27 protein-coding genes are annotated in these 25,240 nt (G+C 66.3%); 14 read left to right on the plus strand and 13 right to left on the minus strand.

From position 1 onward, the window contains the following. Positions 1-50 precede the first annotated feature (50 nt). A complete protein-coding gene (locus ACPXYO_RS09320) occupies positions 51-767 on the plus strand; it encodes a type 1 glutamine amidotransferase (protein ID WP_423919372.1) in 717 nt (238 codons plus the stop codon). Positions 768-854: 87 nt separating this feature from the next. Beyond that, positions 855-3,356 carry a CoA transferase gene (locus ACPXYO_RS09325; protein WP_423919375.1) on the plus strand — a complete coding sequence of 834 codons (2,502 nt, stop codon included), beginning with the start codon at positions 855-857 and terminating at the stop codon, positions 3,354-3,356. 44 nt (positions 3,357-3,400) lie between these two features. Here the strand turns inward: ACPXYO_RS09325 and ACPXYO_RS09330 are convergent, their stop codons facing one another. Both ACPXYO_RS09330 and ACPXYO_RS09335 read right to left on the minus strand, forming a co-directional pair. Continuing rightward, the gene (locus ACPXYO_RS09330; protein WP_423919378.1) at positions 3,401-3,901 is read right to left on the minus strand and encodes a hypothetical protein; all 501 of its coding nucleotides are present in this window, start codon (positions 3,899-3,901) and stop codon (positions 3,401-3,403) included. 31 nt (positions 3,902-3,932) lie between these two features. After that, positions 3,933-6,392 carry a CoA transferase gene (locus ACPXYO_RS09335; protein ID WP_423919381.1) on the minus strand — a complete coding sequence of 820 codons (2,460 nt, stop codon included), beginning with the start codon at positions 6,390-6,392 and terminating at the stop codon, positions 3,933-3,935. A 96-nt stretch (positions 6,393-6,488) separates the two neighbouring features. Between ACPXYO_RS09335 and ACPXYO_RS09340 the strand changes: the two genes are divergently transcribed. Continuing rightward, positions 6,489-7,655 carry a thiolase domain-containing protein gene (locus tag ACPXYO_RS09340; protein ID WP_423919384.1) on the plus strand — a complete coding sequence of 389 codons (1,167 nt, stop codon included), beginning with the start codon at positions 6,489-6,491 and terminating at the stop codon, positions 7,653-7,655. Continuing rightward, on the plus strand, positions 7,652-8,071 hold the full coding sequence (locus ACPXYO_RS09345; protein WP_423919387.1) for a Zn-ribbon domain-containing OB-fold protein: 420 nt from the start codon (positions 7,652-7,654) through the stop codon (positions 8,069-8,071). The genes ACPXYO_RS09340 and ACPXYO_RS09345 overlap by 4 nt, the downstream gene beginning before the upstream one ends. Positions 8,072-8,098: 27 nt before the next feature. Here the strand turns inward: ACPXYO_RS09345 and dtd (ACPXYO_RS09350) are convergent, their stop codons facing one another. Then, entirely contained in the window at positions 8,099-8,524 is a 426-nt protein-coding gene (gene dtd / locus ACPXYO_RS09350; protein ID WP_423919390.1) for a D-aminoacyl-tRNA deacylase, read from the minus strand. A gap of 231 nt (positions 8,525-8,755) precedes the next feature. On the opposite strand from dtd (ACPXYO_RS09350), the gene ACPXYO_RS09355 reads away from it, so the two are divergent. Then, positions 8,756-9,205, plus strand: a complete 450-nt coding sequence (locus tag ACPXYO_RS09355) for a VOC family protein (protein ID WP_419554394.1) — start codon at positions 8,756-8,758, stop codon at positions 9,203-9,205. 54 nt (positions 9,206-9,259) lie between these two features. On the opposite strand, the gene ACPXYO_RS09360 is transcribed toward ACPXYO_RS09355, so the two are convergent. From ACPXYO_RS09360 to ACPXYO_RS09375, 4 genes are all read right to left on the minus strand, one after another. Then, positions 9,260-9,670: a RidA family protein gene (locus ACPXYO_RS09360; RefSeq protein WP_423919393.1), complete on the minus strand. Its 411-nt coding sequence runs from the start codon at positions 9,668-9,670 to the stop codon at positions 9,260-9,262. Positions 9,671-9,711: 41 nt separating this feature from the next. Then, positions 9,712-10,356 carry a hypothetical protein gene (locus tag ACPXYO_RS09365; RefSeq protein WP_423919395.1) on the minus strand — a complete coding sequence of 215 codons (645 nt, stop codon included), beginning with the start codon at positions 10,354-10,356 and terminating at the stop codon, positions 9,712-9,714. A gap of 39 nt (positions 10,357-10,395) precedes the next feature. After that, complete coding sequence (locus ACPXYO_RS09370; protein ID WP_423919398.1) at positions 10,396-11,004, minus strand: hypothetical protein; 609 nt, start codon at positions 11,002-11,004, stop codon at positions 10,396-10,398. 320 nt (positions 11,005-11,324) lie between these two features. After that, positions 11,325-11,759 carry a fibronectin type III domain-containing protein gene (locus ACPXYO_RS09375; RefSeq protein WP_423919401.1) on the minus strand — a complete coding sequence of 145 codons (435 nt, stop codon included), beginning with the start codon at positions 11,757-11,759 and terminating at the stop codon, positions 11,325-11,327. Between the two features lie 157 nt (positions 11,760-11,916). Between ACPXYO_RS09375 and ACPXYO_RS09380 the strand changes: the two genes are divergently transcribed. Then, entirely contained in the window at positions 11,917-12,345 is a 429-nt protein-coding gene (locus ACPXYO_RS09380) for a fibronectin type III domain-containing protein (protein ID WP_423919404.1), read from the plus strand. Positions 12,346-12,378: 33 nt separating this feature from the next. Next, positions 12,379-13,233, plus strand: coding sequence for a hypothetical protein (locus ACPXYO_RS09385; protein WP_423919407.1), 855 nt, complete (start codon positions 12,379-12,381; stop codon positions 13,231-13,233). Positions 13,234-13,466: 233 nt separating this feature from the next. Here ACPXYO_RS09385 and dtd (ACPXYO_RS09390) read toward each other — a convergent pair whose 3' ends face one another. The 4 genes from dtd (ACPXYO_RS09390) to ACPXYO_RS09405 form a co-directional block, all read right to left on the minus strand. Continuing rightward, complete coding sequence (gene dtd, locus ACPXYO_RS09390) at positions 13,467-13,904, minus strand: D-aminoacyl-tRNA deacylase (protein ID WP_423919410.1); 438 nt, start codon at positions 13,902-13,904, stop codon at positions 13,467-13,469. 4 nt (positions 13,905-13,908) lie between these two features. Next, positions 13,909-15,123, minus strand: coding sequence for an ATP-binding protein (locus ACPXYO_RS09395; protein ID WP_423919412.1), 1,215 nt, complete (start codon positions 15,121-15,123; stop codon positions 13,909-13,911). A gap of 201 nt (positions 15,124-15,324) precedes the next feature. Beyond that, positions 15,325-15,735, minus strand: a complete 411-nt coding sequence (locus ACPXYO_RS09400) for a RidA family protein (protein WP_423919415.1) — start codon at positions 15,733-15,735, stop codon at positions 15,325-15,327. Between the two features lie 41 nt (positions 15,736-15,776). After that, positions 15,777-18,278 (minus strand): CoA transferase, encoded by a 2,502-nt coding sequence (locus tag ACPXYO_RS09405; protein ID WP_423919417.1) that lies wholly within the window; start codon positions 18,276-18,278, stop codon positions 15,777-15,779. Positions 18,279-18,511: 233 nt separating this feature from the next. Between ACPXYO_RS09405 and ACPXYO_RS09410 the strand changes: the two genes are divergently transcribed. From ACPXYO_RS09410 to ACPXYO_RS09440, 7 genes are all read left to right on the plus strand, one after another. Beyond that, complete coding sequence (locus ACPXYO_RS09410) at positions 18,512-18,973, plus strand: hypothetical protein (protein WP_423919421.1); 462 nt, start codon at positions 18,512-18,514, stop codon at positions 18,971-18,973. A 32-nt stretch (positions 18,974-19,005) separates the two neighbouring features. Next, complete coding sequence (locus ACPXYO_RS09415) at positions 19,006-19,425, plus strand: ABC transporter substrate-binding protein (protein WP_423923796.1); 420 nt, start codon at positions 19,006-19,008, stop codon at positions 19,423-19,425. A gap of 45 nt (positions 19,426-19,470) precedes the next feature. Continuing rightward, positions 19,471-19,641 carry a hypothetical protein gene (locus tag ACPXYO_RS09420; protein WP_423919424.1) on the plus strand — a complete coding sequence of 57 codons (171 nt, stop codon included), beginning with the start codon at positions 19,471-19,473 and terminating at the stop codon, positions 19,639-19,641. Positions 19,642-19,773: 132 nt separating this feature from the next. After that, complete coding sequence (locus tag ACPXYO_RS09425; RefSeq protein ID WP_423919427.1) at positions 19,774-20,331, plus strand: hypothetical protein; 558 nt, start codon at positions 19,774-19,776, stop codon at positions 20,329-20,331. A gap of 203 nt (positions 20,332-20,534) precedes the next feature. Beyond that, positions 20,535-21,254 (plus strand): ABC transporter permease, encoded by a 720-nt coding sequence (locus ACPXYO_RS09430; RefSeq protein ID WP_423919430.1) that lies wholly within the window; start codon positions 20,535-20,537, stop codon positions 21,252-21,254. 78 nt (positions 21,255-21,332) lie between these two features. Further along, entirely contained in the window at positions 21,333-22,232 is a 900-nt protein-coding gene (locus ACPXYO_RS09435; RefSeq protein WP_423919432.1) for an ABC transporter permease, read from the plus strand. A 109-nt stretch (positions 22,233-22,341) separates the two neighbouring features. Then, a complete protein-coding gene (locus tag ACPXYO_RS09440; protein WP_423919435.1) occupies positions 22,342-22,623 on the plus strand; it encodes an HU family DNA-binding protein in 282 nt (93 codons plus the stop codon). A gap of 8 nt (positions 22,624-22,631) precedes the next feature. Here ACPXYO_RS09440 and ACPXYO_RS09445 read toward each other — a convergent pair whose 3' ends face one another. Continuing rightward, positions 22,632-23,945, minus strand: a complete 1,314-nt coding sequence (locus ACPXYO_RS09445; protein ID WP_423919437.1) for an MFS transporter — start codon at positions 23,943-23,945, stop codon at positions 22,632-22,634. 17 nt (positions 23,946-23,962) lie between these two features. After that, positions 23,963-25,180: a cytochrome P450 gene (locus ACPXYO_RS09450; RefSeq protein ID WP_423919440.1), complete on the minus strand. Its 1,218-nt coding sequence runs from the start codon at positions 25,178-25,180 to the stop codon at positions 23,963-23,965. Positions 25,181-25,240 lie beyond the last annotated feature (60 nt).

The following is a 25,240-nucleotide window of genomic DNA, read 5'->3' on the forward strand; positions in this document are numbered from 1 at the left end:
CCCATCAAAGGCGTAACCAGCCAGCCCCTGGCGTGGTAGCAACAGGGGCGATGCGACTCCTCGTACTCCAGCACATCGACTGCGAGCACCCCGGCAGACTGCGCGACTTCCTGCGGGCCGACGGCGTCGAGTGGACCGCGGTGGAACTCGACGAGGGCGAGCCCATCCCGCCATTGGACGACTTCGACGCCATGTGGGTGATGGGCGGCCCGATGGACGTGTGGGACGTGGAGGAATGCCCGTGGCTGGTGCCTGAGAAACGGGCCATACGTCGCTGGGTGCGAGAGCTGCAGCGACCTTTCCTGGGGCTCTGCCTGGGGCACCAGTTGCTGGCCGACGCTCTCGGGGGAACCTGCGGACCGCAACGCCCGCCCGAGATCGGAGTGCTGGCCGTGGATCTCACCTCAGAAGGCCGGGCTGACCCGATCTTCGACCAGATGGGCGATCGCCAGCACGCCCTGCAGTGGCATTCGGTGCAGGTGGCCCAGCCTCCCGACGATGCCGTTGTGCTGGCTGGCTCGCCGGAGTGCCGGGTGCAGGCCATGCGGGTCGGGCAATGGGCGTGGTCGATGCAGTACCACGTAGAGGTGGAGGACGACACGGTGCGCAACTGGGGCGAGATCGACATCTACCGCGATGCGCTGGAGTCGACGCTTGGCCCCGGCTCGCTCGACTCCCTCGCTGCCGATGCGGACCGCTCCATGGACGGCTTCGCCGCCGACGCCGAGCAGCTCTACCGCAATTTCATGGCCGCAGCCGCCAGCTAGCCGCGGGCAGCCCCCGGCGCTGCACCCCTGAGACGAGTTCGGGACGCCATCGTCTGGCGCATCGGTGGGGGCTAGCTTCGGGTCGTCATGAACCAGCCCGCCCCGCGACAGAGCCGGGACCCGTCGGCGGCTCAGGGAGCACTGTCGGGACTGCGCGTCGTCGACCTGACCGGCGATCCGGGCCGCTTCGCGACGAAGCTGCTGACCGAACTGGGCGCCGACGTGGTGCGGGTCGGCACCGGTTCGCCGGGCTTGCCGCTGACTGATCGGGCTGCGGCCGCGCTCGGTGGTGTGGCCGATTGGTGGTACGACGGCGGCAAGCGCCGCTGCCGGTTGGACGTGAGCATTGCCGAGGGTCGAGACGCATACCGGCGGCTGACAGCGGCAGCCGATCTGGTGATCGAAACGGAACGCCCCGGGCGGTTGGCTGAACTGGGCATCGACTACGCGGACGCGGCCGCCGACAACCCTGCGCTGGTGCAGGTGTCGATCACGCCGTTCGGGCGCACGGGCCCGCGGGCGCAGTGGCTGGGCTCCGATCTGGTGTCGGCCGCCATGGGCGGGATGATGGCGCTCACGGGCCTGGCTGACCGTCCGCTCAACGTGTGGGGCCGGCAGGCCTACAACTACGCAGGGTTCGTAGCGGCCACCTCGGGTGTCGCAGCAGCGTTGTCGGCACGCTCGACAGGGCGCGGGGCGCATGTGGACATCTCGATCCACGAGACGGTCACCGGTTCGATCGAGAACCTGTTCATGCAGTACTTCTTCGACGACGTGTTGCCCCTGCCCAAGGTGGCTCCCCGGCAGGGTGCCCTGCACTGGCTGGGTGCGTATGACCTGGCTGAATGCCGGGGCGGTGACGGCGGCTACGTCATGATCACGCTGACGCCGACGCCCGACCTGCTGTTCGAGTGGATGGTCGAGACTGGCTTCGACGACGTAGCGCAGTGGCTCGGAGCGGATCCGACCGAGGTGCTGCTGAACGTGACTGAGGTCATGGACGCCGTCCGACGGTGGGTTGGGCCCCAGGACTCCCGCGAGTTGTGGTGGGAAGCGCAGGAACGCCATGTGGCCTTCGGCGGCGTGCTGGACATCGCCGAGGTGTCCGCAAACCCGCAGTTCGCCTACCGAGAGTTCTTCGCCGAGGTAGCGGCGCCGGGGAGGACTGCTGCCAATGGCTCGCATGTGCCCGCCGGGTTAGCGACAGGCGGAGCAGGTCCGGTGCGCGTGCCGGGCCGTCTGGTGCGCTGGAGCGACGCCGGCAGGTCCGGTTCGATCCCGCCTTGTCCTCCGGCCGTGGCAGACACGCCTCTCGATGAGATCTTGGCGTCATGGGCGGCGCCGGCGAGTGAAGCCCGAAATGGGGCAAGCCGCAGCCCGGTCAGCGCGGCGCTGAGCGAGGGTGCAAATGACCGGCGGCCACTCGACGGAATACGGATCGCCGATTTCACCTGGGTGCTCGCCGGACCGTCTGCCACGAAACTGCTCGGCGATCTGGGTGCCGACGTGATTCGGATTCAGAGCGAGGAGCGCTCCACGCTCGTCAACTCGCCCGACTTCCCCTACTACTTCGTGTGGAACCGCTCCAAGCGCAGTGCCACGCTCGACATGCAGCATCCTGACGCGTTGACTGCGGCCCGGCGGCTGATCGAGACGTGCGACGTGCTCATCGAGAACTTCAGCGCCGGAGTGCTGGATTCGTGGGGTCTCGACTGGACGACCGTCCACGAGTGGAACCCGCGACTGGTCTACGTGACGATGTCAGGCTGCGGCCATGACGGACCGTGGCGGCATGTCATCTCGTACGCACCGACCGTGCACGCGGTGTGCGGCATCACGCACCTGACCAACTTCGCCGACCGCGGCGACGTCGGCCCGGGTTTCTCGCTCAATGACCACCTGGCGGGTTTCGCCGGAGCGGTCTCGACAGTGGGTGCGCTGTATGCCCGCGAGCGCACCGGTGAGGGGCAGCGCATCGACATGGCGCAGCTCGAAGTAGGCACGTATGCGATCGGGGCGGCGATCATCCGCCAGTCGGCCGGCGTGTCACCGCCCAGGCCCGAAGGCAACCGTGACGGCATTGCCGACCACGTTCCCAACGAGGTGTACGCGTGCAGCGATGGCTTCGTGGCTGTGACCGTGACCGAGCTGGCGCAGTGGTTCGGGCTCTCGGGGCTGTTGGCCGACACGCGACTCGACGATCCGACGCTCGCCACCGAGCATGGCCGTCGCGATCGCCGCACAGTCATCGACCAAGTGCTCGGCGAATGGGCAGCGGGGCGCACCGCTGCCGAGGCGGCGGAGGCCTTGCAGGCCGCTGGGGTTCCTGCGGGACCGGTGCAGGACTCGCACCAGTTGTTCGCCGACGATCCCCAGCACGCGGCTCGTGGCTTCTGGCAACCCGCGGACCATGCGGTATTCGGCGAGCGCACCGTCGACGCCTTCGCCGGGCTGTGGAACGGCCAGCGTTGGTTCCCGCGCCATCTCAGCCCCGCCTACCTGGGCGAGCACAATTTCGACGTATGGACTGAGGTCGGCTACGACTTCGACGATGTAGCCGAAGGCATCGGCACCGGCCTGTTCAGCTGAGTCTCAGCCGGCACCAGGCGTCAAGCGGGCCGGTTACTGAGCACTCAGCCGGTGGTGATCTCCGCGATGAGCTCGAGCAGGGCGTCGGAGGTCTCGCGGTCCTGGGCGATCCGATCGTCGGTCCCGTAGGTGACCTTGCGGGCGATGCGAGTGCCCGAGTCGGTCACGGCTGCGATGTGCGCCCGGTCTTCGCCTCGCCGTGGCGGATCAGTCACCAGCGCGGCTGTGCACGAGACGCCGGCGAGCGGCCACGGCTCGGTTCCCGGCTTCGGTGTCGAAACGAGGTAGTGGGCGCGGGCCAGGCAGCCGTCGGCCATCGCCAACGCAGCCTCGTCGGACACGTGCGGCTCGAGTTCTGAGCCCATCAGCTCGTAGAGCGATTTCACCGAATACGGGACGCCGGCCTCGAGGATCGTGCGCGAGCCGCCCGGAATCGTCAGCAGGTCGCTCAGCGCCAGCACCCCGCCGCCCGTCACCGAAAGCACGATCCGCAACGGAGAGTCGTGAATCAACCGGATGGCTCGCAGTCGTTCGTCAGCGTTCATGTGCTCATTCCTCTCACAGACCGTTCGGCACTCAGCCGATGGCGCCGGCGACGGCAAGTTCGACGATGCGGTCGTCGTCGTAGCCGAGGATGTCCCGCAAGACCAGGTCATTGTGCTCGCCAAGGCTGGGGCCCGAGCGGGTGACGGTGTGGGGTGTGGTGCTGAGCTGCAGGCGGGGTGCCTCGACGATCATGCGGTCGTGCACCGGATGGGCCACCTCCATCCAGTGGCCTCGGTGGATGAGCTGCGGATCAGCGAGGCAGCCCAGACCGTTCTGATTGGCATGCGCCGGAACACCGACGGCTTGCAGTGCAGCTTCGGCGTCAGCAGGGGTGCGTTGCGCGGCCCAGGCGACGACGGCGGCGTCGACCTCGGTGCTGCGCGCGAGGCGTCCTGCTGCGTCAATGTTGGCGAGGTCGGGCGGCACCGGCTGGCCGTCGCTCTCAAGCAAGCGGCACAGCGATTCCCACTGGTGCTCGGTCTCGCACACCACGGCAATCCAAGGGTCCGGCGGTTCAAGTGGGTTGTCGGGGTCTGCGTCTCCGGGATCGCACGGGTACATCGCATGGGGGCACATGAACGCATCCGCGTTGCCGATCCGAGTCGCCGCTGCGCCGTTGACCGTGTGCTCGAGCACTTCGGTTGCCAGGAAGTGGACTGCAGCTTCGGCCTGTGCGAAGTCGAGGTGCTGGCCGCGGCCTTCGGGATCGGCATCACGAGCATCGAGCGCGGCCAACAGCAGCGGCACCATGTACTGCGGCGTGACGTAGTCGGTGTAGGCCAGAAAGGGTCCTGCGGGGGCTCGGTCGGGCCAACCGGTCATCTCGTAGAAGCCGGTGATGGCGCCAGCCAGGTTGCCGAAACCGGCGAACGTGGCAAGCGGTCCGGTCTGGCCCATCAGGCTGGTGCTCAGCAGAATGAGACTCGAGTTGCGCTCCGACAGCGTCTCCCACCCGATGCCCCAATCGTCCAGCGTGCCGGGCGTGTACGACTCCACGAAGATGTCCGCCCACTCGGTGAGATCGCAAAAGGCGTCGCGGCCTTCCGGGACATTCAGGTCCAGGGTCACGCCGAGCTTTCCAGCGTTGAGCGTTCCGTACTGGATCGACGCGTCAGGTCCCATGTCGCCCCGCAGCCCGCCTCCGCTGCCCCGGGCGCCATCGAAACGGGACGGCCCTTCCACCTTGATGATCGTCGCGCCGAAATCAGCGAGCACCCGCGTGGTGAACGGCCCGGCATACACCCAGCTGGTGTCGAGCACCTTGATGCCGTCGAGCGGGCGCGGCGCCGCGGCGTCGCTGCCCGCATCACGCAGTGCCTGCGCGGCGTCCAGCAGCGCCGAACGAGGCGTCGTCTTCACCGCTTCTGTGTGGACGCCGAGTTCGGGCGGTCCGCCGAGCGAGCGCAGGGGCGTGCGGCTGGGCTTGCACCACGCACCGGGGGTGACGACGCTGCCCCAGGCCGGATCGTCGACCGTGTCCCAGTAGCCGCGTTCGTTGAAGTGCTCGACTCCGGTCAGCTCCGCCGGGCTGTACACGGGCGCGAGCAGCAGTTCACGCTTCTGTGCCTCCGCGAACAGCTCGGCTCGGGTCCGAGTGCTGGTCAGGCGGGTGATCGCGGCCTTGGCCTGCTCGAGCTGCCCCGGCGCGCTGTCGGGCTCGGTGAACAGGCGCATGCCGAAATCGACCCAGTCAAGGTTGGCCAACTCGTCGTCGCAGCAGCCAAGCTCGGCTACCCAATCCATCAGCCGAGCGGTGAAGCGGCCGATCGTGTCACCGAAGAGCAGCGTGATCGAGACGTATCCGTCCAGCGTCGGGTAGACGAACTGGAGGTGAAAGTTGAGCAGCAGGATGCCGCCCGACGTCCGCCGCGCCGACGGGTACCCGTTCGGAGCGTGGACGTGTCCAGGAAACGCGATCTGCATCAGCGCCTGCTGCGCCGAGATGTCGACGTGCTGGCCATAGCCGCTGCGGTCACGCTGGCGCAACGCGAGCGCGGTGCCGACCGCGGCATGCGATCCGGCGTGCAGCCAGCTCTGCGGTGCCGTGATGCGCAGCGGTGCTCGGTCGGAGTCGCCGGTGATGGCAGCGCTGCACGCCGACGCGGCAATGGTGAGATCTGACGCTGCCCATCCGGCCTTCGGGCCGGTGCTGCCGAAGGCGGTCACGGTGGTGTGCACGAGGCCCGGGTTGACGGCGCGCAGCTCGTCGTAGTCGAGACCGAGGCCGGGGTCGGGTGATTCGATCAGCGCGTCGGCGCCCGCGGCGAGCTCCAGCAGCTCGTTGCGGTCGTTGATGACGCAGCTCTGCGCGCCGCGTCGCAGGTTCCACCAGCCCAGCGATGTGCCGTCGGGTCCGTGCTGGCGGTGGTCTCGTCCCCGGCCGTCGGGGCCTTCGACGAGGACTACCTCCGCGCCCAGCGAGCCGAGGATCGAGGTGCACATCGCGCCCCGGTGATCGGTGAGATCCAGCACTCGATATGGCTTCAGCATCGCCGTGAAGCTAACGCCCTCTCGGATCTCAGGCCGATGTTCTCGTGCGGGTCGCGATCGGGCATCGCTTCGCAGGGGGCGGCTAGCGTGCCGCCGGTGACAATTCGAGGGAAGGCATTCATCGCCGGGGTGTACGAGCATCCCGGGCGCGAGTTGCCCGATCGCACGCTGCCGCAGATCCACGCTGAGGTGGCCGCTGGGGCGCTGGCCGACGCGGGACTCACCCTGGCCGATGTCGACGCCTACTACTCCGCGGGCGACGCTCCTGGCTTCGGTGCGCTGTCGATGGTGGAGTACCTGGGGCTCGACTGCACCTACATCGACGACACCGAAACCGGCGGCTCCGCGTACCTGGTTCACGTCCAGCACGCTGCGGCCGCCATCGCCGCAGGTCACGTCAACGTGGCGCTTATCACGCTGGCGGGCAAGCCCCGCACCGGCGGTGCAGGACCGGGCGGCAGTGCCCGATTCAGCTCTGCGCCCGAGGCGTCCTTCGAGAATCAGTTCGGCATGTCGGTACCCGGCGGGTACGCGCTGGCCGCGGCACGTCACATGCACGAGTTCGGCACGACCTCCGAGCAGCTCGCCGAAGTGAAAGTGGCGGCGTCCACGCACGCCCAGCACAACCCGAACGCGTTCCTACGCGACGTGGTGACCGTTGACGAGGTGGTCTCGTCGCCGATGATCTCGGACCCGCTGCACCGGCTGGACTGCTGCGTCATCACCGACGGCGGGGGAGCGCTGGTGCTGGTCTCCGAAGCTGTAGCAGCGTCGCTCGACCGTCACTGCGTCCCGGTACTGGGCACGGGCACGTCGATCAAGCACACCTCAGGCGGGCGTATCGACCTCACCCACACCGGAGCGTCGCGCTCGGGCCCGCTGGCGTTCGCCGAGGCCGGCATCACCCCGGCCGACATCGACTACGTGTCGATCTACGACAGCTTCACGATCACCGTGTTGGTCACGCTCGAAGACCTGGGCTTCGCCAAGAAGGGGGACGGCGGGCGCTTCGTGTCCGACGGCGCTCTGCAGTCACCGGGCGGTGTGCTGCCGTTCAACACCGATGGTGGCGGGCTGTGCAACAACCATCCGGCCAATCGCGGCGGCATGACCAAGGTGGTCGAAGCCGTGCGGCAGCTGCGTGGCGAGGCTCACGCTGCTGTACAGGTGCCCGACTGCGAGCTGGCCTTGGCGCACGGCACCGGAGGCAGCCTCGCGACACGCATGGGAAGCGCCACCCTCGTCATGGGACGATCGCTGTGAGCGAATTGGGGCCGTCGGGCCTGCCGGTGCCGCCGCCGAATGCGAACCTCGAGACGCAGCGCTTCTGGGACGCCACGGCCGAGGGCCGCTTGGAGCTGCCCCGCTGCGACGACTGCGATCACGTCGTGTGGTACCCGCGCGAACGCTGCGACCAATGCGGTTCGATGTCAGTGACCTGGTTCGAGGCCTCGGGGCACGGCACCGTCTACAGCTGCACGGTCACCCGGCGGATCCCCGGCTCGTGGCGCAAGGCGGCCCCGTTCGTGCTGGCCTACGTCGAGCTTGACGAAGGCCCCCGCGTGGTCACCAATATCGTCGGCTGCGACCCCGAGACGGTCCACATCGGCCAGGCCGTGCAGGCAGTCTTCGACCCCACTCCAGAAGGCCCCGCACTGCTCCGTTTCACCCCCGCCTGAGCCTGCCCAGCGCCGCAGTGCTTCGGCTCAGACTTTGAGCATCAGCGTCACTGGTCCGTCGTTCGTCAACTCGACTGCCATGTATGCCCCGAACGAGTCGGTTGCAACCGTGGCGCCCAGGCGTCGCAGCTCGTCGATCAGCTCAGCGGCGAGGTCGGGAGCGGCCGCGGCGACGAACGACGGCCGTCGGCCCTTGCGGGTGTCGCCATAGAGCGTGAACTGGCTGACCACCAGCACTTCGCCGCTGGTGTCGGCCACTGACCGGTTCATCTGGCCGTTCTCGTCGGCGAAGATGCGCAGGTTCCAGATCTTGCCCGCAAGCTTGCGCGCCGACTCCCGGCTGTCGTCGCGCGTCGCTCCCACCAGGCAGCACAGCCCGGCGCCGATCTCGCCGATGACCTCACCGTCGACGCGCACGCAGGCTTCAGAAGCCCGTTGAACCAGAGCACGCACGCGCTCAGCGTAGGTTTCGGCTGATCGCAGTCAGATGCGCTCGATAGGCAACGCCGTCGAGGGCATCGGCTCCCGTCGTCACAGGAACTTTGCGCAATACAGTGCCTATACTCACCACGGCCAAAGGCTCAGCATCGCAAACGCCCCCAATGGCGGCGGCGAGCACTCCCGAACCTGACGCAGGCCAAGCGCTCTGAGCGGCGGAGCCGTCAGCAACGAAAGGAGAGTGCAATGCTGACACTCGGACTGGACCACGTAGCGGTCATCACTGGAGATTCGGACGCGCTGCAGCGGTTCTACATCGACATGTTCGGGGCCACGATCGAGTTTGACGGCGAGGAATACCCCGGCGGGCCTCGCATGACCGTGATCAACATCGGACCCAGTACCGAGCTCAACGTGTTCGAGATCGAAGGCAACGACCAGGCCGAGCACCAGACGCCGATGTTCGGTCGCGGCCGACTTGATCACATCGGTCTTCGTGCCGCCGATCTTGACCAATTCGGCCACATCAGGCGGCAACTGATGGACGCTGGCGCCACCGACGGCACCGTCACGGACTTCGGGCGCAAACTCAGCCTGTTCTTCCGGGACCCTGACGCCATGGAGTGCGAAGTGCTCGTCCCCAACCCCGAGCCCGGTCGCCACCCTGTCGGCTCGCGTTCTGACCTGTTTGAGTAGTCGGACTCATCCCTCGCGCCGCAACGGGGCGTCGGCGAACGTCTGCCGCAAGCGTCAGGAAATGATCGCGTCGACTTCGATCTCGATAACCAGGTCGGGATGAATCAGCGCCGACACCTCGACGAAGGTCGAAGCGGGTCGGATGTCGCTGAAGACCTCTCCGTGGGCACGGACGAAGTCCTCGGTCATGGCGATGTCGGTCACGAACGACCGTGTCCGCACGACGTCGCTCATCTGGGCACCCGCTTCGTTGAGCACACTCTCGATGAGCTCGAAGATCGTCTTCGCCTGCCTGTAGCAGTCGCCCGGGTGCGCCACGCCATCGGGTCCGAGCGTTGTGCTACCTGACACGGCGACATAGTTGCCCTGGCGCACCCCCCGTGAATAGCCGGCGACGGCTTCAAGCGGCCCGCCGCTCGAGATGTTCTGCCTGTCGGCGCCTGAAGTGCTGCTGTCGTTGTTCATGACGACATTGTGTGGCGCGGCAGGCACGCCGTGCTGCGCTGTCAGGTGATGGCGCCGGCGATGACGAGTTCGGCAACCTTGTCGGCGTTGTAGCCGAGGATGCCTTCGAGTACTTCCATGTTGTGCTCGCCGAACATCGGCCCGCCCCACAGCGGCCGTCCGGGCGTGCGCGACAGCTCGAAATTGCTGTCCTCCACCCAGGTGTGGCCGTGCTTGGCGTGCGGCACCTCGTCGAGACCATGGGGGGTGTCGCCCCAGCAGCGCACTGTGCCGTCGATCACCAGCCCGCAGGTGCGCGAATGCGACAACGCCCCGTTAGTGCTGATGCCGCCCAGATACCCGCCCGCGGACGCCTGGATCCACTCCCGGCCTCCCTCCAGCGCCGGGGCGTCGAGCTGGCCGTCGTCGTTGCGGCCCCAGTAGTCCAAAGACCCGTCATCGACCACTGCGCACGTGTGCCACACCCCCGCATCAACCGACACATAGCCCAGGTTCGTATCGTTGTGCGAGCGATCAGCCGGCGCCTGGCCGAACCGGTTGTTGCCCCAGCACTTCGCGGCGCCGTCGTCCAACAGCGCGCATGAATGGAACCCGTCTGCCGACACCATCTCGTAATGGCGGCCGCTGCCCGCCCCCGGCACCACGGCATCGCTGCCCAACGGCCCATCACCGCCCGAGCATTCCACCCGCGTCGAAGACCCCTTCCCACCCAATACACACGAGTGCTACCCGCCAGCAGACACATGGGCCACACCCCCCACCACAGCTCCCGACACCTCCACGTCGCCGATGCGGTAGGTGTAGATCTTGTGGTCGGCGTTGTCGAGGACGAACATGGTGATGGCGTTGGACCAGATGCCGTAGGGGATGGCGTTGTCTGTGCGCAAGGTGAACTTGGCTGCGGTGTTGCGGGTGCCGTCGGCGAGGTTCAACGCCTTGGCGGTGGTCTCGCCGGTGGCGACGGCCCACATGGTGGCGCCGTCGGTGAACAGGCCGAACGGTCTGAACGAGTCGCCGTTGTCGTCGAAGTCGAGATCGCGTCCGGTGTCGTTGGTGCCGTAGTCGTTCTCGGGGGTGTCGGGGTCGTCGAACAGGCGGAACGCCTGCACCACCGAGGTGGCGTCGGCCACCCACAGGTAGTTCCCGTCGGTGGCCATGCCCCGGTTGGAGTTCACCCCCGCGACGTTGAAGTCGGCGTCGATGTATTCGCGCAGCTCGAAGTCCGCCGCCGCCCGGGTGCGGCCCGGCAGGTCGTAGGCGTAGGCCATCGGGTGGGTGTTGCCGGTGGCGACGCCGTCGTCGCCCAACCACAGCCGGTCCTGGTGGCCGGTCACGTAGAACGCGTCGGTCGACGCCCCCGATATGTCCTTGGCCGAGTCCCGGTCCCCATAACCCCCCCGACAGCTTGTACGCGTAATCCTTCGCGTCGCTGTCGTCGCCCACCCACAACGTCGTCCCGTCCGACCACAAGCCGCGCGCATCGGCGTTGTCGGAATGCAACGAGAACTCCCCGAAACGGGTGCGGTCGAGGTTGTCGGTTGTTTGTAGTCGGGGTTGGACGTCTTGCGGCGGGGGGTTGTTGACGAAGACGATTTTGTTGCGGAGGACCTTGGCGGCGTCTGTCTCCTCGCTGTCGCCCCCGTCGTCTTTGCTGTCACCCCCGTCGCTGTTGTCGGGATCGTTCAGCGGGGGGGGGGGGGTATGTCGACTGCCGGCTGGTGTCGGCGGAGTTGATGGCTTTGACCCGGTACACGTAACGGGTGCTGGGGGTCACCTCGGCGTCGGTGTAGGCGGTGTCAGCGGTTCCGGTGTCGTCGGCGACGACGTCGAAGCGGCCCACGGCGTAGCTGTCGCGCAGGCGCCGCAGGATCTGGTAGCCGTTGATGGAGGCGTCGCCGGGGTCGTCCCACGCGATGGAGATCTGGTCGTGGGCGGCCGCCACCAGCCGAAGCCCAACAGGCCGGGCCGCCACCGCCACCGCCACCGCGAGCTCAGCCGCCGCGGGCGCTGTTGCGGGGGCGACCACCGTCAGCACCAGCACAAGAGCGGCAAAGACGCCGCGTAGGCGCCTTGTTGGGAATCTGCGCATTGCCGGCGGGCATATTGGATGTGTCGGCATTTCCCCCGCTGGCTGGTCAGTTGGCTAAGACGGGCTGGTTGCCCGAATCGCTCACAGCTGCGATGTGCGCCCAGTCTTCGCTCCGCCGGGGCGCAGCCGCACAATATTATGAACTACATTCACTGATGTGCACAAATCGGTTCATGTCCTCTGGAAGCGAATCGCCGCGGCGCTGTGTGTGGCGGTGTTCATTGCGGCAGTGCCGACACACGCGCAGGCGCAATCAGAAGTCGACGAAAATGTCGCAGTCATGGAGGCGCCTACCTGCTGTCTGTACTCGTGGGGAACTACTTGGATGTTGCTCATCTGGAGTCCTGAAGGAGATGTCAGCTCTGACCGTGCGGAGGTCCGCTATATACGTGAGGATGCGACGGACATGTCCGACGAGAATTGGACGGTCGAGACATCCGATACGGACTACTACCACTGGGTCGAGGGTCTGGAGCGCGACGTCAGATACGTGTTCCAAGTTCGGTCCGGCAACGAGTATGGGTTCGGTCCGTGGAGCGAATCGCTGACGGACCGCACCCGTACCCGCCCCGCACCGATCCACTAGCCGACCCTGACGCGCGGCAACAGCAGCCTGAAGGTGACGTGGCCGCAGTTCGCCGATGCCGACGACATCGACTACTACGTCTACTGGATCGACGCCACGGCTCACAGTCAGTTCCTCATATCGCGCTGGAACCGCAGCGACCTCATCTCGAGCGTTGACCCCTGCAGCGACGGCGACAGTCATGACGACTTGGAATATGTGATTTTTGGCCTGATTAACACTGTCGAGTACAAGGTGGTGGTTCGGGCGCAGACGTCGTGGGGCGACATCAGCACACCGTTCCACCTCAACCAGGCATCGTCTGCGCAGCCCTACGCGTACGGGGGCACCCTGACGGCGACTGTTCCGGCGGCATGCCCGCCGGACAATTCAGAGGGAGTCCGTACCCGATCTGATGCACAGCTTGGTCCGAGCTTCACGCTCAAATCGGCTGCGCTGCTTGAGCCTTCACCAGACGACGGCGACGACGGTGATGATGGCGACGACGGCGACGGCGACGAGGGCGACGCCCCGGTTCTGACTGCCGAATTCGTCGAGTCGACCGTTCCGCAATCCTATGCCGGCACGCGAAAGTTCACCGTACGCGTCCAGTTCAGCGAGTCGATCGCTGTGAGCTACCGCACGCTGCGTGACGACTTGCTGGAAGTGACCAACGGCAGAGCCCTCAAGTTCAAGCGCGTCGACGGGCGCAGTGACCTCTGGGAGATCCATGTCAAGCCGAGCGGCACCGATGACGTGACGTTGTCGCTCCCGGCAGCAACCGCGTGCGCGATGTCGAGTGACGGTCAAGCCCGCTCCCAGACCCAAGTGTGCACCGCCGCGGGCACGCCGCTCTCGCACGATCTCGAGCTGGACGTGCCCTACCAAGCACTTGCTGCGTCTGAGTAGTCGGTGTAGGCGAGGAACGGTCCTGCGGGTGCCCGGTCAGCCCAGCCAGTCATCTCGTAGTAGCCGGTGACCGCACCGGCGAGGTCGCAGAATGCGTCGCGACCTTGGTCTCCGCAGCGCGCGACGCCGCGTACTCGCCCAAGTTGAATAGTTCGAATAGTTCGGTGCGGACTCAACAAATTCTTCAGAATCTTCGGTGCTGGGCACAGCAGCTCCCCCGATGGCTGGCCAGCTCAGACTTCGAGCATCAGCGTCACGGGGCCGTCGTTCGTCAACTCGACGGCCATGTGGGCCCCGAACGAGCCCGTCGCCACGGTCGCGCCCAAGCGTTGCAGCTCGGCGACCAGTTCGTCGATCAACTCAGCGGCAAAGTCGGGAGCGGCCGCAGCGACGAATGAAGGACGGCGGCCCTTGCGAGTATCGCCGTAGAGCGTGAATTGGCTGACCACCAGCACCTCGCCGCTGGTCTCGGCCACAGAGCGGTTCATCTGGCCGTTCTCGTCGGCAAAGATGCGCAGGTTCCAGATCTTGCCGGCGAGCTTCCGCGCTGAGTCCCGGCTGTCGTCGTGCGTTGCTCCCACCAGGCAGCACAGCCCGGGTCCGATCTCGCCGATGACCTGCCCAGCGACGCGCACCCGGGCGTCGGAAGCCCGTTGAACCAGAGCACGCACGCTCTCAGCCCCACAGACCTGCGATCGGCACCGCCTCGATGCGATCGCCCAGGCCGTAGCGCCGGGCTCCAGTGTGGAAGACGACACCTCCAGCGAACTGTTCCACGGGCAAGTTGTCGCGCAACCATGCAAGGTGACGGGCGTCGCTCGCAGAAGGCCCGCTCGACGTCTTCACTTCGAACGCCGCCAGCCGCGTGCCGAACTCGACCACGAGATCGACCTCGTGTTCCCCACCCTGTGTGCGCAGGTGGAACATGGTGGTTCGACGCTGTGCCGCCTCAATCTCGACGCGGAGTTGCGCAGCGACGAAGGTCTCGACGATCCGACCGCGCACTGCAGGATCCCGCCTGATGGCGTCGTTATCGGTGCCGATCAGCCATGCCGCCAATCCGGAATCTGCGAGCAAGCGCTTCGGCATCGACGTCAAGCGCTTGAGCTGGTTCGAGTGCCATGCGGGCACGTCGGCAACGAGGCGGAGGACGTTGAGCGTGCCGTGGTAGCCGACTGCAGTGCGCCGGTCCATCCCGGCCGCATGTGCCAGTGCCGTATCGGGTACCACGCCTGCGGTGTGCAGTGCGCAGGCGCCCAAGTAGCGCCGCAGCGCATCGGGGTGTCGTCGTCGTCCGTGGGCTGCGGCGAGTTCAGGCAGGTCACGCACCACGGTCGTGTCGACGTATGTGCGCATCCAATCGTTTCGGGCGCCTGCTGCCGCAGCGACAAGAGCACCGGGAAAGCCGCCGTCGAGCGCGATGTCGAGGTAGTCGAGCAGGTCCGGTGGCGCGGGAGGCACAGTGAAGCGCGCACTGGAATCCCAGCGGTCGAACAGCGAATCGGCAGCGGCATTGCCGAAGCGTTCCCTGCCTGTGAGAGGCCACATGTGCGTGGCAAGCGAGCGGCCTACCAGAGGCCATTGACCGCTGTGCAGGTCATTGCGCGACGATCCGGTCAGGATGAACTGTCCTCCCGTGGGAATCTGCGTGTCGACAGCGCGCTTGACGGCACCCAGAACCTCAGGCGCGTGCTGCCACTCGTCGATGAGCAATGGGAACGGACCCTCGCGCAAGGCAACGTCAGGGTCGTCAAGGACCAGCCCGCGGTCAGATGTCTGATCGAGCCGCAGCGTGGATGCGGCGTGACGCAGCGCCGTCGTCGTCTTGCCCACGGCACGCGGTCCGGTGACGAACTCAGCAGGCCACGCCGCGAGATGGCGGCGCAGCACACTGTCGGCGACACGAGGGATGTAGTTGTCGATACGGCCAATGCTAGCGCGTTACCACAGCTATTCCTGTACGGAATAACAGCCGTTTATTGCCTATTTTCACGGATAGATTGTTGTATACAATCACGGCATGCGGCGACCTAATGGTCGATTGGCCTCGCTGGCGGGGTTGAGTGCCAGCGCCATCGCGTCCAGCGGCCTTCAGGGAATGATCGCGTCGACTTCGATCTCGATGACCAGATCGGGATGGATCAGCGCCGACACCTCGACGAGGGTGGAAGCAGGGCGAATGTCACCGAAGACCTCTCCGTGGGCACGGATGAAGTCCCCGGTCGTGCCGATGTCGGTCACGAACGACCGTGTCCGCACGACATCGCTCATTTGGGCACCCGCTTCGTTGAGCACACCTTCGATGAGTTCGAAGATCGCCTTCGCCTGCCGGTAGCAATCACCTGGGTGCGCCACGCCATCGGGTCCGAGCGTGGTGCTACCCGACACGGCCACGTAGTTGCCCAGGCGAACCCCGCGCGAATAGCCGCCGATGGCTTCATATGGACCGCCGCTCGAGATGTTCTGTCTGCCGGCGCCTGACCCGTTGCTGTCGTTGTTCATGGCGACATTGTGGGGCGCTGCGGGCGTGCCGTGCTGCGCTGTCAGGTGATGGCGCCGGCGATGACGAGTTCGGCGATCTTTTCGGCTTCGTAACCGAGGATGCCTTCGAGCACTTCCATGTTGTGCTCGCCGAACATCGGGCCGCCCCACAGCGGCCGTCCGGGCGTGCGAGACAGCTCGAAATTGCTGTCCTCCACCCAGGTGTGGCCGTGCTTGGCGTGGGGTACCGACAAGAAGTGCTCGCGGGCGATGATCTGCGGGTCGGCCATGAGATCGGCAGCGTCGTTCACCCGATGTGCTGGCACGCCGCACTGCTGCAGCGCCGCCTCGATGGCGGCTGCTTCTTGGGGCTCAGTCCAAGCGGCGATCGCAGCGTCGATGGCGTCGCTGCGGGATTGTCGACCTGCAACGTCCACGGCCGCCAGGTCAGCGTCTGCGCCAATCGCCAACAGGGCGTGGCCCAGATCGCTGTTCTCGCCTGCGGCCCCTACAAGCAGTCCCGCCAACGCGCTCCACTGCGCATCGGTCTCGCAGGCGATCGCGACCCAGCGGTCATCGCCGGCTGCGGGATAGACGCTGTGAGGGCACATGTGGCGGTCAGCGTTGCCATTGCGACCGGCAGTGCGCCCATTGATCTCCTCGTCGGCGAACTCGGTCGCCAAGAAGTGCAGCGCCCCCTCCATCTGGGAGAAATCGATGTGCTGGCCCCGGCCCGTTCGATCCCGCTCGGCCAGCGCAGCCAGGATCAGCATCACGCCCAGCTTCGGCGAGATGTAGTCGGTGTAGGCGGTGAACGGGCCAGCCGGGATGCGGTCGGGCCAGCCGGTCACCGGATAGAAGCCGGCGATCGCGGCGGCCATCGTGCCGAAGCCGGCGTACATGCGCATCGGCCCGGTCTGGCCCATCAGGCAGCTGGAGAACATCACGAGGTCGGGATTCACTTCGCGCAGCACGTCGTAGGTGAGGCCCCAATTCGCCATCGCCTTCGGCGAGAACGACTCGGTGAGCACGTCGCACGACGCAGTGAGGTCCAGGATCACGTCGCGGGCCTCGGGCAGCGACAAGTCGAGTGTCAAGTCCATCTTCCCTGCGTTGATCGAGTGGAACTGCAGCGCGTTCTCCTGCCCGCCTTCCTCGCCGATGAACGGATGGACGCCGCGCAGGACGTCGGGGTGCAGCTCGCTTTCCACCTTGACGACGGTTGAGCCGTAGTCGGCCAGGGTTCGAGTCGCACCAGGCCCCGCCAGCGCCCACATGAAGTCGAGGATCTTGACGTCTTCTAGCGGGCGCTCCATCGATCGCCCGGTGGGGGTGAGTTCTGCCCCCCGACGGGACGTGATCGCCGGCCCGGCCGCTCCATCGGCCGTCAAGTACCGCCCCGCGTGCTCCCCGAAACGCGGTGCGGCTGCAAAGTCTGGGAGCGGGCCGCCGGTGGTCTTGGCCATCGCGCCGCACAGCCGCACTGGTTCAGGACCGCTGACGCGAGGCACCTCGGTCAGCTGCCAGTAGTCGCGCACACCCAGGTGATCGAGCGCGAGCACGTCGGCAGTCGTCGTGACGGGCGCGATGAGCAGGTTGTCCGACAGTGCTCGCTCGAGCAACTCCGCCTTCGTCTTTGAGGCCGCAAACGCGGTCAAGCACTTGATGGCATGGTCGAAGGTGTCCATCGACTCGCGGCCTTCGAAGATGGCCATGCCGAAGTCGACCCAATCCTTGTCCCGCAGCTCGGCGTCGCAGTAGCCCTCCTCGCAGACCCATGTCAGGAGCCGGCTCGTGAAGGGTGCGATCATCGGGCCGAACAGGAACGTGATGGTCACGTAGCCGTCAGCGCACTCGTACACCCACGGGATGAGGAAGCCGCCCAGGTTGACGGCGCCCGGGAGCCGCACCGGGACCTCGCCGCCGGTGAGCACGGCCATCATCTGGAATTGCGTGCAGTCGACGAAGGACTGCTGGGCCGAGGCGTCCACGTGCTGGCCCAGCCCCGAGGTCTGCCGCTCGTGCAGCGCCATGAGGATCGCGCCGGCGGTGTCCACCGCAGCGTTGTGCCAGGTCTGGGGTGAGCCGATGCGCACCGGTGCCCGGTCACGGTCGCCCGTCAGCGACATCGTGCCGCTTGAGGCGGCGATCGTGAGGTCGGTTGCCACCCAGCCGGTCTTTGGCCCCGTTTCGCCGAACGGCGTGATCGAGGCGGTCACGAGCTGGGGGTTGGCGGCACGCAGCACATCGAAGTCGACGACGAATGCACCACACGAGATCACCGCATCGCAGTGGGCTGCCAGCTCGGCGATCTGAGCTGAGTTCTCGATGACCACCGAGTGCTTGCCCCGGTTGTAGACCAGAAACTCGATCGACCGCTCCGGATCCGTGACGTCGTCCACATAGGGGCCGCGGTGACGGGTGCGGTGTCCGCCGGGCGGCTCGGCGAGCACCACCTCGGCGCCGAGGTGTGCGAGCAGCATCCCGGCCAAATGCCCCCGGTCGTCGGTCAGATCCAAAATGCGGTAGCCGTCCAGCACCTCGGTGCGCTCCCGTGTCGCCATTTGGCCGGCATGCCCGGCCCCGAATCCCGCAAACTCTGCCAGACGCGTCCTGCAGGTGCTCAGAGGTCGAGCGGAACCGCAGCGGTGCCTGTCAGCCCGGTTCGCCTCGACTCTGTGCAGAAATGCCGCCACAGGCGGCAAAATTGCGCAGAGAAGGCGGGAAGGGCGCCGCGCCAGCCTTGACCGATGCCCAGCGGCCGCCTGCGGCCGTCAGCACAGCGTATTTTTCTGCCATGACAGCCACTTTTGCTGATGATCGGCCAACACGCGACGTGAGGCGTGCCAAGGCTGCGATGCCGCGACAAGCAACGCGACGACGCTGGGCTGCCGCAGCCTTCGCGACCACGCTGATGCTCACCGCGTGCAGCGGCACATCGGTCGACGAGTCTGGGCCTGCAGCCACCGACGGCGGGACGGCCGCAGGCAGCGGCACGGACAGCGCCGATGACGGCCCGGGCGGCGGCACGCGCGTGCTGGCGGTCGAGCAGTGGCCCGAGTGCCTGAACCCGGTGACGTCGTGCAGGAACGCCACGTGGACGCTGTGGTCGACGCTGATTCACGTGCTGCCTCGGCTGATGGAGCTGGACACGAAGAACACGTATGTGGCGTCGTCGTTGCTTACCGTTGAGCCGAGCGTCGGCAACGGTGGCGTCGTCACGGCCGACGACCGCACCTTCAGCTCACATTCCAGCTGAACCCCGCGGCGACGTGGAGCGACGGCACGCCGATCACCAGCAGCGACGTGTGGTTCACCTGGCGCGCTGTGCTCGACACCACCGGCACGCTCAGCACCCCGGGCTACGACCTCATCACCGACATCGACCACTCCGATCCGCACACCGCAGTGATCACGTTCAGCGAGCCCTATGCGCCGTGGCAGACGCTGTTCGACCTGGTTCTGCCAGCACACGAACTGGGGCCCGACACCGACATCGCCGACCAGTGGAACGACAAGATCACGTTCTCTGGCGGCCCGTGGATCCAGCACTCATGGTCGACCGAGCAGCAGATCCTGGTGCCGAATCGCGACTACTGGGACGCGGATCGGATCCCGCTGCTCGACGAGGTCGTCATGGTGCCTCGCGAAGACACCGACTCGGAGATCCTCGCACTGCAGACCGGCGAGGCGATGGCCGCCTTCCCGTAGCCGTTTCCGGGCGCCCGTGAGCGCATCACCGGCGATCTGACCTTCGTGGTCGGCGCAGGGACATTCATTGAGGGGCTCTGGATCAACCAGGACGCGCCCGATCGACGCTTCGATGTCACTCGCAACGTGCGTCAAGCACTCGCGTACGCCCTTGACCGGGAGCGCATCGCGGACGTCGCGCTCGGCTCGATCGTCCCGGACCCCGAAGTGCTGTAATGCACCGGTTGGAACCCCGGTTTCGGCGAGTGGTGCGACGACGACTTCGCCCACTACCGTCAGGACGCCGCCAAGGTTGCTGGGCTGCTCGAGGCCGAGGGCTGGACCCGTCCTAACCCCGACGGTCTGTGGGTGAACCCTGAAGGCGAAGAACTCGTGCTTGCGTGGAACACCGTGGCCGGCAACAAACGACGCGAGGACGTGCAGGCGCTCGTGGTCGAGATGACGGCACCCTTCGGCATCGGTTGGGAGATCATCAACTACGACGCGGGCGAGCTGTTCCAGAACCGGCTGCCGGTGCTGAATTTCGGTCCGGTGGCGCTGTTCGCAAACAGCACCGATCCAGACCCGTCCGTCACGGTGTACTACGACATCGAAGGCGTGCCGACCTCCGAGAACGGGTACTCCGGGCAGAACTTCACGGCCTATCGCAGCCAGGCTGCGAGCGATCTGGCATTCGCCATCGACGCGAGGTGGATCCGGCTGCTCGGCTGGTCATGGTCCATGAACTCGGAGCGCTGCTCGCGGATGACGTGCCGTGGATCCCGTTGTACGTGCTGCCGAACCTGTTGGCTTGGAACGAGACGGTGGTGTCTGGCCCGGGGGCGTACGTGTCGAGTCGCTACGGAGGTTTCTTCGACATGTACGACTGGACGGTCAGCGGCGAATGACTCCCTGATGGCCCGCTGATGGCTTCGGTCTCGGGCTGATACAGCGTCATGGTGGGGTACGCGCTCAGACGGCTCGCAGTCACGCTGCCGATCCTGGCTGTGATCTCGCTGGGCGCGTTCTAGGCAGCAGACAACATCACGAAGCCGACAGCGCTGTTCGCTGTCAACCCGCGGATCTCGGCTGCCGACCGCGCCGCATACGTCGAGGCTCTGGGACTCGACTTGCCGTTCTGGACCCGCTACTTCCATTGGCTGAGCAACTTCGTCACCGGCGACCTTGGCACGTCGCTGGTGCAAAACGGAGCCGAGGTGTGGCCGCTGGTGCGGACCGCTTTGGTGAACACACTGGTGCTCGTCGCTGTCGCAGTGACGCTGTCGCTGATGGTGGGCATCGTCCTGGGGACGCTCGGAGCCGCGCGACGCGGCTTGCTCATCGACTACGCAGCTACCACCACGTCGTTCTTCGGTCTCTCGATCCCGGTGTTCTGGCTCGGCTTGATGCTGCAGCTCTTCTTCGGCCTGTACCTCGCGAATTGGCTGGGAGTTACCCCGCCACTGCTGCCGACGGCTGGTCTGTATTCCCCGGGTCAGGAGGGCTTCGATCTGATCGACCGTGCTCGTCATCTCGCCTTGCCGACCATGGCCTTGTCATTGCAGCTGGTTGCCGTCTACAGCCGCTACATGCGTGCGGGGCTGCTCGATGCCCTCAGCGCTGAATACGTGCGCACGGCGTACGCCAAGGGTCTGTCCGAACGTGTCGTTGTGCTCCGCCACGGCGTGCGCAACGCCTTGATCCCGCTGACGACACAGGCTGCCCTCGACATCGGTTTGTTGGTTGGCGGTCTCATCGTGACCGAGCAGGTGTTTCAGTACCCGGGCATGGGCCTGCTGTTCCTTGACGCCCTGCACGCGGGGACAACGCAGTACTGCTGCCTGCGGTAATGGCCGTGGCAGTCGCCGTGTACGCCCTGAATTTCGTCGCCGACCTGCTGTACGGCGTGCTTGACCCGAGGATCCGGCGTGGTGCTCGCTGATCGCGCTCGTGCTCATGGGCCCCTAGCGCAGGCGTGTCAGCGATTCGCCCAGCATCGGCTCTCGGTCGTGGCGCTGGTGGCACTTGTGCTCGTCGCGGCGGTCGTTGCCGGCACCGACCTCATCGCGCCACATCCCGCGACCGAGCAGCATCTCGACGATCTGCTCGCTGGCCCGAGCCGCGACTACCTGCTGGGTACCGACACTCTCGGTCGCGACACGTTCAGCCGTGTTCTCTATGGCGGCCGCATCTCGCTGCTGGTCGGTGTGTCGGTGGCGATTCTGGCATCGGTGATGGGCACGCTCGTCGGTCTTGTCGCCGGATACCGCGGCGGGTTCGTCGATGCCGCGCTCATGCGGATCATCGACACGCTGCTCGCTCTTCCGAGCCTCATGGTGGTGATCCTGCTGGCTCGGATCCTTGGCGGGAGCGTGTTCGACGTGGTTCTGGTGCTGTCGCTGCTCGGATGGATGCCACTCGCGCGCATCATTCGCGCCAAGGCGCTGGCGTTGCGTGAGCACGATTACATCGCCGCTGCCCGAGCCATGGGATCAGGGACTCCGCGCATCTTGTTTCGGCACTTGTTGCCGAACTTGGTGGGCGAAATCACGGCGGCAGTCTCGTTGGCAGTCGCAGCGGCGATCCTGGCTGAATCAGTTCTGAGCTTTCTCGGCCTCGGCGTCAGCCCAGTGCACGGTGCCACCTGGGGCAACATGCTCGGCGGCAATGAGGGGCTGGTGACGACTGCGCCTTGGCTCGTGTGGGCCCCCGGTTTGGCCATTGTGATCACCGTCCTGTCGGTCAACTACGTCGGCGACGGCCTGCGAGACGCCTTCGATGTCAAGGTGGAAGTACGTCATCAAACGCCCGCCGATCCCCAGGCGTGAGGTGCGTCGGAGCCCTCATACCGGTAGACAGCGGGCCGCAATTCCACCACTTCGGCCTGTTTGTGTGCTGAGGTGATACCCCGAATCCCTTTGTGAGAGGAACTGGACCGTGGCCAACAAGGCAGAGACCATTAAGGCGGTAGCCGCTCAAGCCGGTGTAACTGCGGGCGACGCAGAGCGGACGCTGTCAGCGTTCTTCGATCTCGTCGCGGCGGAGGTGAAGGCCGGTGGCAAGATCACCTGGCCAGGATTCGGCGCCTTTTCCATGTCCGAACGTGGCGCCCGGATGGGACGCAACCCCCAGACCGGCGAGTCCATCGAGATTGGCCCGAGCCGCTCGTTGAAGCTGGCAACCGCGGCTGCCATGAAGAAGCAGCTGATGGAGGGCTGAGCCAGCGCTCAGCCAGTCGGCGCCTGCTGCGGCGCCGTACTTCGAGAACGGCGCATCGTCGCCATGCAGAGGCATGACGTGAGGGCCATCACCGCGATGACTCCGTAGGTCGCGTCGAAATTGCCTGTCCTGTCAGCGAGCCAACCGCTCGCCGCTGGACCGATGACGGCCACCGGGCCATAGAACATTGTCATCGTGCCGAGCACAGCCGCAAACGTGCGGTCGGCAACGTGATCGCTCACAAACGTGGCGGTAAGCGATGGGTAGGCGAACGATGCGCCGCCGAACACGACCACGGCGGCGACGATGATTGCTGCATTGGGAACGCGCGCCGCCAGCACGACACCGGTGCATGCGCTGATGGCCATCACGGTCGCCATCGTGGCGGGACGGCCCATGCGATCGCTGAGACGGCCGAACGCCAAAGCGCCGACCATCGAACCCGCCCCCATGCCGGAGAACACCAGCGTGGCGGCCAAGCGGTCGAAGCCGTGGTCGCGCTCGAGTGCCAGACCCAGGAAGTTTGCGAACGACGACGTCGTATAGGCGAAGGCCATGTACGCCACGACGGTCCGCTTCCAGCCCTGAATCTGCCGCAACGCTGCGAGTCCGCCGACGGCGTCTACCCGTTCGGTTCTCCCCACCCTGACGAACAGCGTCAGCGCAACGAGCAGCAGTATCGAGATCGCTGCCTCGCCCAGCCAGAGCGGCCGCCAGATCGCGTCGCTGCCAGCCACGTTGCGCATCGCCGCAGTTGCCAGGGGAACGCCGATGAATGCTGCGCCCATGGTGGCGGTGAGCACGCCGAGCGCGGCGCCGCGCCGAGCCGCAGGCACTCCCTCGCTGGCGATGACTGGAGCGGTGAGCCAGATACCCCCGCCGCCGAGGCCCGCCAGTGCAGTTCCGATCACCACAGCGAACGGAGACGACGCCGTTCCCACCACGACGAGGCCGATCGTCGACGTGACGATGCCGGCTCGCAGAAGCGTGAACGGTTCGACACGGCCCGCGCTGAACGTGACGATCACTACACCCGTGAAGTAGGCGCCCATATTCGTCGAACCGAGTGCGCCGACCAGCGTGTCGCTCAGCCCGAGTTCGGGGGCCATGGCGGGGAGCAGTACTCCGATGGTGGCCCGACCGAAGATGTGCGATACCACCCCGGAGAAGGCCACGAGCACGACGCGGCCCCAGCGCACGCGGTCGAAGTCGACCCCGTCGCCGACCGCATCGGCAGCTGCCGCCGAGCCCAGTGTCGGCACGGCATCGCCCAGTCCTGTCGCTGCGGGCGTGACCCTGAAGGCGTCGCGCAAGCGGCCCATCTGCGCAGTGGCTGGGGTCAGTGCCCCGGCGTGAACCTGATGGGCAGAACCGCCGGACCCCAGATCCCGTTCGAGAGCGGCTTCCACTCGACGTTGCCGTCGAGCTCAAGGTTCGGCATGCGGCGTGCGATGGCCTTGAATGCCTCCTGCAGCTCTGCCCGGGCCAAGAAGGCCCCCAAGCAGTGATGGATGCCGCTGCCGAAGGTCATGTGCGGGGTGCCTGAACGGCGCGTGATGTCGAAGTCTGTGGGCTCGACGAACTTCTCGCCGTCGTAGTTGGCGCCCACAAGGCTAGGGAAGATGAAGGTGTTGGCCGGGAACTCGATGTCGCGGTAGGTGATCGGCCCGCTGGCGTAACGAGCCGTGCCGCGTATCGCGCCGAGATACCGCATGACTTCTTCGACGGCTCCCGGTGCCAACGATGGATCGTCCGCCAGGACTCGGAACTGTTCAGGGTGCTGTGCGAACAGCGCCACCGCGCACGCGAGCTGGTTGCGAGTCGTGTCGGTGCCTGCCAACAGCAACGAGTTGGCGAGCGACAACAACTCCTCCGTCGACAGCCGATCGCCTGCTTCGGACACGGCGATGAGATCGGACAGCAGGTCGTCACGCGGCGCCGCTCGGCGCTCGGCGATGAGCGCCGTCATGTAAGCCTCCATCTCGCTCTGCGCAGCGACGATGGCCGGACCGTCCCGGTGGAGGTTGCCGTTGAAGATGCGGAAAATGTCAGTCGCCAAGCGTCCGAACAGCTTCCAGTCCTCGCGAGGAGCACCCAGCATCTCGCAGATGATCGGGATCGGATACGGCTCGCACACCTCGCTGACGAACTCGGCCTCTCCCCGTGCGCAGATCGGATCGAGCAACTCGTCGATGACCTCGGCCATGAAGGGTCGCAGTCGCTCGGCTGATTTCGGTGTGAAGGCGGGTCCGACGAGGCGACGGATCCGGTGGTGTTCGTCACCTTCCATGGCCAAGATGTTTCGGCCCGAGCGCCGCCTGAAGTCCGGGTCGTCGTAGCCCTGCATCTCCGCGATCAGCCCGATGGCCGAGTACCAGCGGTCGTCGCGCAGCATGGCGGTTGCGTCGTCGTAGCGAGTGATGACGTAGCCCAGCGGCGTCCGCGCAATCCAGTTGTCGTCTTCGAGCAGGCCGAGCAGCAGCTGACGCTGCTCCTCCCATGTGACCGGATCGAGGTCCAGTTCGGGCATCTCCACATCGGCAACCGGCACAGCCATGGGCGCACCCTAACCAGCCCTGCACTGGCCTCGGCTCGGGCACGCCGGGAGGCGCAGCCG

The organism is Candidatus Poriferisodalis sp., from assembly GCF_965237655.1.
Taxonomy (GTDB): Bacteria; Actinomycetota; Acidimicrobiia; order Acidimicrobiales; family Poriferisodalaceae; genus Poriferisodalis.